The sequence below is a fragment of the Enterobacter sp. WP_7_1 genome (genome assembly GCF_003688535.1).
In the GTDB taxonomy this organism is placed as follows: Bacteria; Pseudomonadota; Gammaproteobacteria; order Enterobacterales; family Enterobacteriaceae; genus Enterobacter; species Enterobacter asburiae.
In genome coordinates this window covers 17,444-29,519 of the sequence record NZ_REFK01000006.1, presented here as the reverse complement: position 1 = coordinate 29,519, position 12,076 = coordinate 17,444, and the positions used below count along the sequence as shown (strand labels likewise).

8 protein-coding genes are annotated in these 12,076 nt (G+C 56.4%); 3 read left to right on the top strand and 5 right to left on the bottom strand.

Annotation, left to right across the window (positions count from 1 at the left end):
• Positions 1-40 precede the first annotated feature (40 nt).
• A complete protein-coding gene (gene yhjD / locus BJ885_RS20080; protein ID WP_121932701.1) occupies positions 41-1,066 on the top strand; it encodes an inner membrane protein YhjD in 1,026 nt (341 codons plus the stop codon).
• A 260-nt stretch (positions 1,067-1,326) separates the two neighbouring features.
• Entirely contained in the window at positions 1,327-2,649 is a 1,323-nt protein-coding gene (locus tag BJ885_RS20075; RefSeq protein ID WP_047646786.1) for an MFS transporter, read from the top strand.
• 60 nt (positions 2,650-2,709) lie between these two features.
• On the opposite strand, the gene BJ885_RS20070 is transcribed toward BJ885_RS20075, so the two are convergent.
• Both BJ885_RS20070 and pdeH read right to left on the bottom strand, forming a co-directional pair.
• Positions 2,710-4,752 carry an AsmA family protein gene (locus tag BJ885_RS20070; protein ID WP_121932645.1) on the bottom strand — a complete coding sequence of 681 codons (2,043 nt, stop codon included), beginning with the start codon at positions 4,750-4,752 and terminating at the stop codon, positions 2,710-2,712.
• 65 nt (positions 4,753-4,817) lie between these two features.
• On the bottom strand, positions 4,818-5,591 hold the full coding sequence (gene pdeH, locus BJ885_RS20065) for a cyclic-guanylate-specific phosphodiesterase (protein ID WP_023309584.1): 774 nt from the start codon (positions 5,589-5,591) through the stop codon (positions 4,818-4,820).
• A gap of 229 nt (positions 5,592-5,820) precedes the next feature.
• Between pdeH and BJ885_RS20060 the strand changes: the two genes are divergently transcribed.
• Positions 5,821-6,750 carry a sugar kinase gene (locus BJ885_RS20060; protein WP_059347469.1) on the top strand — a complete coding sequence of 310 codons (930 nt, stop codon included), beginning with the start codon at positions 5,821-5,823 and terminating at the stop codon, positions 6,748-6,750.
• 63 nt (positions 6,751-6,813) lie between these two features.
• Here BJ885_RS20060 and BJ885_RS20055 read toward each other — a convergent pair whose 3' ends face one another.
• The 3 genes from BJ885_RS20055 to hmsP all read right to left on the bottom strand — a co-directional run bounded on the left by BJ885_RS20055 (position 6,814) and on the right by hmsP (position 11,987).
• On the bottom strand, positions 6,814-8,307 hold the full coding sequence (locus tag BJ885_RS20055) for a pitrilysin family protein (protein ID WP_121932644.1): 1,494 nt from the start codon (positions 8,305-8,307) through the stop codon (positions 6,814-6,816).
• 227 nt (positions 8,308-8,534) lie between these two features.
• The gene (locus tag BJ885_RS20050; RefSeq protein WP_032662127.1) at positions 8,535-9,821 is read right to left on the bottom strand and encodes a dicarboxylate/amino acid:cation symporter; all 1,287 of its coding nucleotides are present in this window, start codon (positions 9,819-9,821) and stop codon (positions 8,535-8,537) included.
• A 159-nt stretch (positions 9,822-9,980) separates the two neighbouring features.
• Complete coding sequence (gene hmsP, locus BJ885_RS20045; RefSeq protein WP_121932643.1) at positions 9,981-11,987, bottom strand: biofilm formation regulator HmsP; 2,007 nt, start codon at positions 11,985-11,987, stop codon at positions 9,981-9,983.
• Positions 11,988-12,076: the final 89 nt, after the last annotated feature.

Genomic DNA, 12,076 nt, shown 5'->3' with positions numbered 1-12,076 from the left:
ATTCAAAAACACATCCAGCTCAACGAAAAGGAAAATGCGCGTGACGCCGGAAAACAACCCGCAACGACCCACCCAACATTTAGAGTATGAGCCCGTCAAAAAGATGGAAACCGGGCCTGAAGAGGCCACCTCGCCGGGCGCCGCCAGCAAAGCGCTGGGGACCGTCACCGGCATCGCCGCAAGAATTCAGCAGTTTCCCATGGTTGCGCATCTGATACGCGCGACCGAGCGCTTTAATGACCGCATGGGGAACCAGTTTGGTGCCGCCATCACCTATTTTTCCTTCCTGTCGATGATCCCGATCCTGATGGTGTCGTTTGCAGCGGCAGGTTTTGTGCTCGCGTCGCACCCGACGCTGCTGCAGGATATCTTCAGTAAAATCCTGAATAACGTCAGTGACCCGACTCTTGCCAGCACGCTCAAGAGCACCGTCAATACCGCCGTTCAGCAGCGTACCACCGTCGGTATCGTCGGTTTGCTGATTGCCCTTTACTCCGGCGTTAACTGGATGGGCAACCTGCGCGAGGCCATTCGCGCCCAGTCACGCGACGTCTGGGAGCGTAAGCCGCAGGACCAGGAGAAAATTTGGGTTAAGTATCTCCGCGATTTTGTTTCGCTGATAGGCCTGCTGGTCGCGCTCATCGTGACGCTTTCCATTACCTCCGTGGCGGGCTCGGCGCAGCAGATGATCATCTCCGCGCTTTACCTTGATTACATCGAATGGCTGAAGCCCGCCTGGCGCGGCATTGGGCTGGCCATTTCCATCTTCGCTAACTACCTGCTGTTCTTCTGGATCTTCTGGCGCTTGCCCCGCCATCGTCCGCGCAAGAAGGCGCTGATTCGCGGCACGTTGATTGCGGCGATCGGCTTTGAGCTGATCAAAATCGTGATGACCTACACGCTGCCGTCGCTGGTGAAATCGCCTTCCGGCGCGGCGTTTGGCTCGGTGCTGGGACTGATGGCCTTCTTCTATTTCTTCGCCCGCCTGACGCTGTTCTGCGCGGCATGGATTGCCACCGCCGAGTACAAAGGCGACACGCGAATGCCCGGTAAAACGCACCGCTAGCCCCGCTCTCGGGCTGAAATTTCAGCCCGATTCATCATTTCAGCATATAAATCCAGTCCGTAACTTTTATTTAACCGAAAACCAGTTTAATTGACTGATATTTAAAATCTGTGAAGCATTTCATAGACGTGTTTTCGCTGGCCTGAAAATTATCCGCTTTTTGTTGCTTTTATCACCAGCGCGCGGCTTTGTTACAGATTGAAATGTCGCTTTTGCTGTGCGTAATATGGCCTTTCGTTCGACAAAAATAAGAAAATATTATGCAAGCAACAGCCACCACACTCGACTCAGGAACGGAAAACGTTCCGGTAAACTCGCGCAATAAAGTTGTCGTCGCCTCGCTGATTGGCACCGCCATTGAGTTCTTCGACTTTTATATTTATGCCACCGCCGCGGTCATCGTCTTCCCGCATATTTTCTTCCCGCAGGGCGATCCGACGGCGGCCACGCTGCAGTCTCTGGCGACCTTTGCCATCGCGTTTGTTGCGCGTCCGATTGGCTCTGCGCTGTTTGGACACTTTGGCGATCGCATTGGCCGCAAAGTCACCCTGGTGGCCTCGCTGCTGACGATGGGCATCTCCACCGTGGCCATCGGTCTGCTGCCGACCTATGAAACCATCGGCATTCTGGCGCCGGTCCTGCTGGCGCTGGCGCGTTTCGGTCAGGGTCTGGGGCTGGGCGGTGAATGGGGCGGCGCGGCGCTGCTGGCCACCGAGAACGCTCCGGCGCGCAAGCGCGCGCTGTACGGTTCATTCCCGCAGCTGGGCGCACCGATTGGCTTCTTCTTTGCCAACGGGACGTTCCTGCTGCTCTCCTGGCTGCTGACGGATGAACAGTTCATGAGCTGGGGCTGGCGTCTCCCGTTTATCTTCTCAGCCGTGCTGGTGCTGATTGGCCTGTATGTGCGCGTTTCGCTGCATGAAACCCCAGTTTTTGCGAAAGTGGCCGCGGCGAACAAGCAGGTGAAAGTGCCGCTGGGTACGCTGCTGACCAAACACGTCCGCGTGACCGTACTGGGCACGTTCATCATGCTGGCAACCTATACGCTGTTCTACATCATGACCGTCTACTCTATGACGTTCAGTACCGCCGCCGCGCCGGTTGGCCTGGGGCTGCCGCGTAACGAAGTGCTGTGGATGCTGATGATGGCGGTGATCGGGTTCGGGGTCATGGTACCGATTGCGGGTCTGCTGGCGGATAAGTTTGGTCGTCGCTCAAGCATGATTGTGATCACCACGCTGATCATTCTGTTTGCCCTGTTCGTCTTCCCGCCGCTGCTGGGTTCAGGTAGTCCGGCACTGGTGATGGCCTATCTGCTGATTGGCCTGAGCCTGATGGGGCTGACCTTCGGCCCGATGGGCGCGCTGCTGCCTGAGCTGTTCCCGACGGAAGTGCGTTATACCGGTGCGTCGTTCTCCTACAACGTTGCCTCTATTCTGGGCGCGTCCGTTGCGCCGTATATCGCCACCTGGCTGCAGGCGAACTATGGTCTGTTCTACGTGGGCGTCTATCTGGCGGCCATGGCAGCGCTGACGCTGATTGCGCTACTGCTGACGCACGAGACGAAGCATCAGGCTCTGTAATTCACTGCGGCCCGATGCCCTCTCCCCGCCCCTCTCCCACAGGGAGAGGGAGAAAGGGAGCTACTTCTTCATCTGCGACAAAATAGTACGGCACTGATTAGCCTCGCCCTCAGACGGCGAAATCAACGCCAGCAGGGCTGCGGCCGGGGTGACCAGCGTCGCCAGGGCCGCAGCTACCGCACCGCGCGCAATCAGCGGTCCGGGCTTCACGCCCGCCTGAGGGTTTTTGAAGGTTCCGCGCACGTAAAGCGGCGAGCGCAGGGTGATGATGCGGATCCCCTTACTTTCCGGGTCAATCGTCAAATCAAGCTGCTCCGAGGCCATGCTGGCTGTCCCGGTCACGTTAATCACCGCGTTTTCCGTGTCGAAGGCAAATATTTGCGGACGCGCCACGCCGTTAACCAGATCCAGATTGGCCGCCGCGCAGTTTACCCGCACCTCGTCATCACCGAAGATTTGCCCGATGACGTAGTTACCGACGTTCAGCCCCAGGATCTCCATCAGGTTTCGGCTCACCAGCCCGTCGTTCATCAGCAGCTTCAGGTTACCATTGCCGCTGCCCAGCAGCGCCGCCACCGAGTTCCCCACGCCGCGAATATCGGCATCACCGTTCATTTCACCGAGAGTTTTCTGCATCAGTTCTACGTTCGGCATCAGCTCTTTCAGCTTCAATCGACGCGCCTGGATTTCCGCCCGTCCCTGCATCGGCTTCTTATCGCCTTCCAGGTGAATATTCGAGGAAATCGTCCCGCCCGCCATGCCGAACTTCAGCGGCTGCAGGCGCAGGTCGGCGTTTTTGAGGAGGATATGGGTCGAAAGATTGCTGATCGGCAGCGTACTGCCATGTTCAATTTTTCCGCCTTTGAAGCGCACATCCGCATCCATCACGTCCCATTTGTCGGTTTCGAAGCGATCGTATGGCAGCACTTTGCCGGCAGGCTGAACGTCCTTTTTGACCTCTTTCGACTTGGTACCCTTACCCGAGTCCACGCCAATTAGCGGGCCCAGGTCGGCCAGACGCAGCTGCCGGGACTCAACATCCCCTTCCAGTTTCGGGCGCGGTTTTCCGGTGGTGTAGGTCAGCGTGCCGTGAATATCACTGTCACCGATGCGGCCGTTGAAATCCCGGTAGTCAAAAACGGACGCTTTTTCGGTATCGATTTTGGCGACCAGATGCCCGTCCGTTTCGAACGGCGGGGTATCCGGCAGCAGCACGCCGGTCAGTTCATACAGCTCGCCCAGCGAATCACCGGCAAATTTAAGCTGAAGGTCGACGCCCCCCATATTCATCGGATCGTTGACCGTGCCCACGAACGCCACGCGGGTGTTACCGGAACGGAAGTCCGCCTGCACCGGGAACGGCGTGCCTTCGCTCCGCAGCGCCAGCATGCCGCCTATTTTCCCTTTACCGCTGAGAGGCTGATCGTTGTAGCGCCCTTTTGCCGTCAGGCCGAAGACATAGTCACCTACGCTTGCCGCGTCGCCTTTTGCTTTCGTGCCCGTGACCTCGCTAAACGGCAGCGGTTTGCCCAGCGGATCGACGAGGATCTCCACATCCGCCTTGCTGACCTTATCGTCGATGGCGATCCGTCCTCGATCGAAAAGAATATTGTCGAGACGGAATGACCAGGAGGAAGGCTGGGCATTCGGATCTTTTTCGCTGTCGCTGGCAAGGTTAAACGTCCAGTTGTTGTTTTTTTCTGAAAGTCGGATCAGGCGCGCATCGGGCTGCTGAAGTTTGATCCACGGCAGATAGACCGTTTTGGTGAGGAGCGCCAGCGGAGCCAGCGTGGCTTCAACGCGCGGCAGGTGGATCATTGTGACGTCCGGGATATCCGGCGGGTTGCCGAGAATGATGTCGTCGGCATGGACGTGAGGCCAGGGGATCCAGCTGCGCCAGCCGGGCTCCTCTTTCTGACGCTCCCATACCACCCCTAAATCACCGCGTATGGCGAAGGGGCGGTTCAGTTCGGTTGAGACTTTCTGGTTGATGGTCGGCTTGAGACGGTTCCAGTCAAACGTCGCAATAATGATGGCGACGACCACGATCAACAACAAGAAAATCCCTGCTGTCCAGGAGATTACCCTGGTTGTTCTCGTCATTTTTATCCCCTTTCCTGATGACCTGTCCTGTAAAACTATAGTCCAGACAAAGGGAAGCGGGCTTATCAGAGGGTCGTTATAACGCTATCGAGGCGATCCATGGGTACCGGGCGGGAGAGATAATAGCCTTGCGCCGCCGCTGCGGGAGAGTTTTGCACATCACGCCACTCTTCCAGTGTTTCCACACCTTCAACAATCACGCCCTGGCAATAGCGGTTCATCAGCTGTAATAACAGCGTAAACAGATTCCGCCCTTCCGGGGTTTGACGCAGCATAATGAACAGGTCGCGGGCCACTTTAATGTAGTCGTAGCGTACTTCACTCAGGGCGGAGAAGTTCGCCATGCCGGTGCCAAAGTCATCCAGCCACAGCGGGCCGTATTCGCATATCGACGCAAACGAGGAATCCTGCGGCAGGCGGACATGCTCCACCAGCTCAAAGCGCATCCACGGCAGAGTGGCGATCAGCTCCTGCAATTTCGCGTTCTGACGCAGCGCCAGCAGGGTTGGGCCATCGACGTTCACCGAGGCGAGGATATCGTGCTGTTCGAAAAAAGGTTGCTTCGTCGCCAGCATACGAAGCTGCTCTTCCAGCACGTCCAGACGCTGGCGAACGGCAACTTCGGCAAAATAGCGATCCGGCGCGATGCGCTGAGTAGGGTTTGAGGGATGCGTAACGACGGTCAAAATTTCAATTGCCATCAGTCGACCATCTGTTCGGTAGATCGGCTGATAGGTATACGCACGCTCACATTGCAGCCAGTAGCGATGCTCCTGCAAGTTCTCAATACTTGCCTCAGGCGTAGTGCTCAGCCGCTGGATAACCTGCTCTGACTTCATTTCAGATGTCCTGTTGTTGGGATAGCCTTTCTGGACTCGTCACAGGATTATCGGCGCGACAATTGAGAACTTTATGTTCAATTCACCGGGAAAATGAAATTAAGATGACAGAAATGCGCGGGAACACGCGCTGGCTCAAATAAAATAATGGAACGTTGTTTTAATATAGTTGACCGGTTAATTCACTCAGCGCACACTGCTGATAATTCTTCTGTTCAGGTTCACGACTATGTCCAAAAAAATTGCCGTGATTGGCGAATGCATGATTGAGCTGTCACAAAAAGGCGCGGAAGTCAGCCGCGGATTTGGTGGCGATACGTTAAACACGTCCGTTTATATTGCCCGTCAGGTCGCGCCTGACGCGCTTACCGTGAACTACGTGACCGCCCTGGGCACGGACAGCTTCAGCCAGCAAATGCTGGAGGCCTGGCAGAGTGAACATGTTGAAACGTCGCTGATTCAGCGTATGGAGAACCGCCTCCCGGGGCTTTATTACATCGAAACCGACAGCACCGGCGAACGCACGTTTTATTACTGGCGTAACGAAGCCGCGGCCAAATTCTGGCTGGAGAGCGACGCGGCCGCGGCCATCTGCGAAGAGCTGGCGACCTTTGACTACCTCTATCTGAGCGGCATTAGCCTGGCGATTTTAAGCCCCGCCAGCCGTGAAAAGCTGCTCTCGCTGCTGCGCGAATGCCGTGCAAACGGCGGCAAAGTTATTTTCGATAACAACTACCGCCCGCGCCTGTGGGCCAGCCGCGAAGAGACGCAGCAGGTCTATCAGCAGATGCTGCAGTGCACCGATATCGCCTTCCTGACGCTCGACGATGAAGACGCCCTGTGGGGTGAGAAACCGGTAGAGGACGTGATTGCACGCACGCAGGCGGCAGGCGTGAGCGAAGTGGTGATTAAGCGCGGGGCGGATTCGTGCCTGGTCGCGGTGGCGGGCGAAGCGCTGGTTAACGTTCCGGCGGTGAAGCTTGCCAAAGAGAAAGTGATTGATACCACGGCGGCCGGCGATTCATTCAGCGCGGGATATCTGGCGGTACGTCTGACGGGTGGAACGCCGGAAGCGGCGGCACAGCGTGGTCACCTGACGGCCAGCACGGTGATTCAGTATCGCGGGGCGATTATTCCGCGTGAGGCGATGCCTGTTTAAGTAAGGTGCGGGCTGATGCCCTCACCCTAACCCTCTCCCACAGGGAGAGGGAATGTTTAAGCATTACTGCCCCTGCGGAATATCCGTCGCGTCCGGATGTAAATCATCGGCCGTGGCGACCTGCGCGGGCTGCGGCGCGGTAGCCATAATGGAATCCCAGGTCGTCTGAAGTTCCTTCATGTCATATTCCGGCTCGCCCTTCGGCTGCAGGAGGATCAGCGCCATCTCCTGCGACAGCTGCTGACGGAGGTCCTGATTGAGCATCTCGACGGTCAGACCGTTGAGGAAGTCCTGACGAAGCTTCTGGTACTGTTCCGGCGCAATGTCGACCACCTGATTCTGCAGAGAGCGAATACGCTGGCTGATCAGAATGTCGGTATCGGCGCGAGCGTAGGTCGCAAACAGCTTCTGCAGCTCGAGTTTTTTCTGCGCCACGAGAGCGTTGAATTCCTCTTCGGAAAGACCCTCTTTACGCACTTTTGCCAGCTCTTTCGCGACCACGCCCAGATTGGCATTCAGCTTATCGCCCGGTGATTCAACGTTGATGGCGCACTGCGCACGCTGGAACAGCACGCGGCAGTCAAAGCCAAGACCGATATTCTTCACGTTGTTCTTGCTCAGCGTCTGCTGAACGTGCCAGAACAGCGCTTCACGCGCCAGATCGGCACGCCAGTAGCGCAGCATCGCCGCGGACTCGCGGATTGGCTGCCAGGCGTTATCCCACATGACGGAGAGGCGATCCTGACGCACGGCGTCCGTCATAATGCTGACAGGCTCTGCACGCAGCGGAGAGAGCGTCGGAACAGGGGCTGGCGTTTCACGCTTGCCTTTCAAATCACCAAACGCTTTGTTGATCTGCTCCACCACCGCGCGGCTGTCCACGTTACCCACCACGATTAGCGTCATCGCGTCCGGGGTGTACCACTTCTGGTAGAACGATTTTACCTGTTCGGCATCCACCGGCTGTTTCAGCGGTTCGGCCGGATCGTGTCCCAGCAGCGTCGAGCCCTTCAGGCGGTAACGCCACCAGCCTTCTTTGGTATCACCAGGCCAGGTCGCCACCATGTCGCTGTTGCTCAGCGCATAGTTGACGGTGTCCGGCGTAATCGCCAGATTGCCAGAGGCATCGGAGAGATACGTAAGCGCTTCTTTAAGCAGGTCGTTACGGTTATTAGGCAGGCTCAGGTTAAACATAGTGTAGTCATACGAGACCACAGCCGGGGGGAGCGGGCGTTTTGGATCGATGGCCTGCTGCCAAAGCGAACGCACCTGAACCGCTTGCAGGCTGCCGCTCTGCGTGAGCGCCAGCCGGGGAATAAAATGGCTAAAACCGGTTTGCTGAGTGCTTTCCGTGAGGGAACCGGTATTAATAGACAGACGGATTTCTATACGGTCACTGGGACGCTGCGGAGTGGCTAACACCTGCCACTGAAAACCGTTCGCTAATGTCCCTTGTTGCCAGGCCGGGTCTGGCTGGAGCGCATCTGCCTGCACATAACTGGCTGCTGCCATCATCAGCAAACCGCCGGTTAAGAGTCGAATTTTTGTGCCCTGCATGTGAACCCCTGATCAACATTCCTGGTTAAAAAAGAGTGTTTCGCGACGCTCTTCACTCTTAAAGATGACGATGAAAACACGTCGATTAGACCGCGCGTTCGGCAAAACGTCACGGTCAGAAGTGAAATATACCCAAAAAAAATCTTGTCGAATTTTGACAGGTACGAACAGTTATTATGCGCAGGAGCCCGCATCCCGACAAGGGAATACGGGCATTTGTGACAAGATTAAGAGGATAAGCCAGGATTTTTGCTGTCAGTTGAACGATTATTCAGAGTATCGTCGAGCTTTTTGTGATCCAGCTCTTTTACCCATTTCGCCACTACCACCGTTGCCACGCCGTTACCCACCAGGTTGGTTAACGCGCGCGCCTCTGACATGAAGCGGTCGATACCGAGAATCAACGCCAGACCCGCCACCGGCAGGTGACCCACAGCGGAAATGGTGGCAGCCAGCACGATAAATCCGCTGCCCGTCACGCCTGCCGCGCCTTTAGAGGAGAGCAGGAGCACCACCAGCAGGGTAATCTGGTGGAAAATATCCATATGGCTGTTGGTCGCCTGAGCGATAAACACGGCCGCCATCGTCAGGTATATCGAGGTGCCGTCCAGGTTGAAGGAGTAGCCCGTCGGGATCACCAGCCCGACCACCGATTTACGGCACCCCAGCTTTTCCATCTTGTCGAGCATACGCGGCAGCGCCGATTCTGAAGAGGAGGTCCCCAGAACAATCAGCAGCTCTTCGCGGATGTAACGGATAAATTTGAAGATGTTGAAACCCGTCGCGCGGGCGATGGAGCCCAGCACTACGACCACGAAAAGGATACAGGTGATATAGAAGCAGATAATCAGCTGACCCAGCTGCACCAGCGTACCGACGCCATACTTACCGATGGTAAAGGCCATCGCACCGAAAGCACCGATCGGCGCCAGGCGCATGATCATATTGATGATGCCGAAGATCACCTGCGAGAAGCTTTCGATCACATTAAAGATAAGCTGGCCTTTACTGCCCAGACGGTGCAGGGCAAAGCCAAACATCACGGCGAACAGCAGAACCTGCAGGATGTTTCCGCTGGCGAACGCGCCAATGACGCTGCCCGGTATCACGTCCAGCAGGAAGGCCACCACGCCCTGATCCTTCGCCTGCTCGGCATACACCGCAACCGCTTTGGCATCCAGCGTTGACGGGTCTACGTTCATCCCCGCGCCCGGCTGCACCACGTTGACGATGATCAGACCGATAATCAGTGCAAGGGTACTGACCACTTCAAAATAGAGAAGCGCCACCGCACCGGTACGACCTACCGCCTTCATGCTTTCCATGCCAGCGATGCCCGTCACGACGGTACAGAAGATCACCGGAGCGATGACCATTTTGATGAGCTTAACGAACGCGTCGCCAAGCGGTTTCATTTGCGCGCCCAGCTCAGGGTAATAGTGACCCAGCAGAATACCGATGGCGATGGCTGTCAGGACCTGGAAATAAAGACTTTTGAAGAGTGAGGTTTTCATAAGGTGTCCTTGGGAAGAAAAACCACAGGCTTTGTAAGGTTATGGTTAACCTGCGGCTTTAAAATAACACCCACATAACAGGACAGAAATAAACTCAGTTCAAATTTGAAACACAAATGTTAAGAACTTTGAGCTGGCTCGCACAAGCCAGCAACAAAATTACACTTTTGCGCTATTGTCAGCACCAGAAAGGTATCGTTCTTCAAAGACATCCGAAGGAACAGCAGGGGCAAAAAGGAAGCCTTGTCCGCTCTCCACGCCCGCCTCTGCCAGCCAGGCGCGTTGCGCTTCGGTTTCAATTCCCTCGGCAATAAGATGCAGGTTGAGGCTGCGCGCCATCTGGATAATCGCCTGCACCATGCTGCTGTCGCCCGGCAGACCGTCGACAAACGCTTTATCAATTTTGAGCACATCCACCGGAAGGGTTTTCATGTGCTGAAGCTGACGCAGCCCGGCGTACCCCATGCCAAAATCATCCAGCGCGATGCGAATGCCGGCATTACGCAGCGGTTTCAGAATTGCGACCGCCTGATTAGGGTCGTCGATGCGTCGGCTCTCCGTCACTTCCAGAGTTAACGTATCAGGCTTGATTCGGTAACGATGGATCAGCTCCAGCATCTCTGAAACCATGGTCGGGTGCATAAGCTGCAGGGCAGACAAATTGACCGACAGCGGCAGCGTCACGCCGCGCTCCTGCCAGGCAGCAAGCTGACGGCAGGACTCCTCCAGCACCCAGTAGCCAACGGTAACCATCAGGCCGCAGGACTCAATGCGCTCAATCAGCCCTTCCGGTAGCTCCCATGAACCATCCGGCTGCTGCACGCGCAGCAGTGCCTCGGCGCTTTTCACTTCTCCCGTCAGCAAATTCACCTGCGGCTGTAGCCAGAGGGCAAACTGGCGGTTATCCAGCGCGGTCAGGATGTCGCTCTCTTCCGTCAGGCGCTGCTGCGCCTTTTCCATCTCTTCCGGCGCGAAGAACTGGATCTGATTTTTGCCTTTGCGCCGGGCGGTGAACGCCGCCGAGAACGCGCGATGATAAAGCTGCTCTGCCGTTAAATCGCCATAGTACATCGCAATACCGATACTGGCGCTTGGACGAAGCTGGATACCCTGAATGGGCAACCGCTCATTAACGACAGTGAGTACTTGCTGACCTAAAGTGATCGCATGCCAGGGTTCTTTTACGCCGTTGGCAATCACCACCAGGTCGTAACCGCTGACCTGGGTCAGCACCATGCGCGGGGCAAGGACAGACTTCACTTTTTCGACCAGTGTCAGCAGCAGCATTTCGCGCTGGCTCTCCTTGAGCACGCCAGCCGTATCCTGCAGGGTTTCACAGGCGATAACCATCAGCGCCGTGGTTTGCTGACGGGCAACGGTCTGCTCCAGCATCGCCATCAGGAAGGCTTTATTAGGAAGCTCCGACACCGGGAAGCGCGTGGCGCTGCTGTTTAACTCATCCTGCTGGCGCTGGATGCGCTGCTGGTTGAGGTTGTAGCTGCGCACCAGCATACCTATCTCATCGTCATGATGCAGACGCGGCAGCTCAAGCTGATGCCCCATCTGATCCTGCGGCGCAAGCGTATTCAGCTCGCGGGCGATACGGCGCAGCGGATGAACAATCAGCCGGTTAATGCACCAGGTGAGCGCCACGCTGAGAATAAGCGTCATAAGTAAGCAAGTGGTCACTAACGTAACCACCCAGCTCATGACGAATTTATACATGCGGTAGGAGTCCGCCTGTAATACCAGGTAGGCCAGCGGCTGCGGGTTGGCAGGGCGTTCAAGCGAATAAACGGGCAGCGAAATCTGCACCGGCAGTTCAAACAGGCGCATCACCATCATCGGGACGGGACGCTCCGGGATAAAGCTCATCCGCAGCGCCTGAAACTGGTTGGGCAAGACGACGTCGGCGCGGCTCACGACGCCGGCAGGCTGAATGCGTTTTAAAATGGTTTCCGCTTCGGGAATATCCCCTTTCAGGATAGAGGCAGAGAGAGGGCCGCGCACCGAGCGGGCGATACTTTCTAACTGCGAAGCCGTGTTATAGCGATTCTGCTGTACGGAATGAAACAGCAAAATTACGCAGAAGAGCAGTACAAACAGCATGGTGACGGCAGAAACCATCGCCATCTGTTTGATTGTTAAGGAACGGCTGACACGCAAAATGACTCTCCACAAAACTCGAAGCGCAGGGCGCGCCAGGGTGTAAACCTGGCGCGCCTGAGTATACCCGATTGCCGCGCTATTAAGAG

What these genes read in the sequence shown, in the direction of transcription:
- BJ885_RS20075 (WP_047646786.1), top strand. Translation starts at nt 1,327, where the DNA reads ATGCAAGCAACAGCCACCACACTCGACTCAGGAACGGAAAACGTTCCG.
- BJ885_RS20070 (WP_121932645.1), bottom strand. Translation starts at nt 4,752, where the DNA reads ATGACGAGAACAACCAGGGTAATCTCCTGGACAGCAGGGATTTTCTTG.
- pdeH (WP_023309584.1), bottom strand. Translation starts at nt 5,591, where the DNA reads ATGAAGTCAGAGCAGGTTATCCAGCGGCTGAGCACTACGCCTGAGGCA.
- BJ885_RS20060 (WP_059347469.1), top strand. Translation starts at nt 5,821, where the DNA reads ATGTCCAAAAAAATTGCCGTGATTGGCGAATGCATGATTGAGCTGTCA.
- BJ885_RS20055 (WP_121932644.1), bottom strand. Translation starts at nt 8,307, where the DNA reads ATGCAGGGCACAAAAATTCGACTCTTAACCGGCGGTTTGCTGATGATG.
- BJ885_RS20050 (WP_032662127.1), bottom strand. Translation starts at nt 9,821, where the DNA reads ATGAAAACCTCACTCTTCAAAAGTCTTTATTTCCAGGTCCTGACAGCC.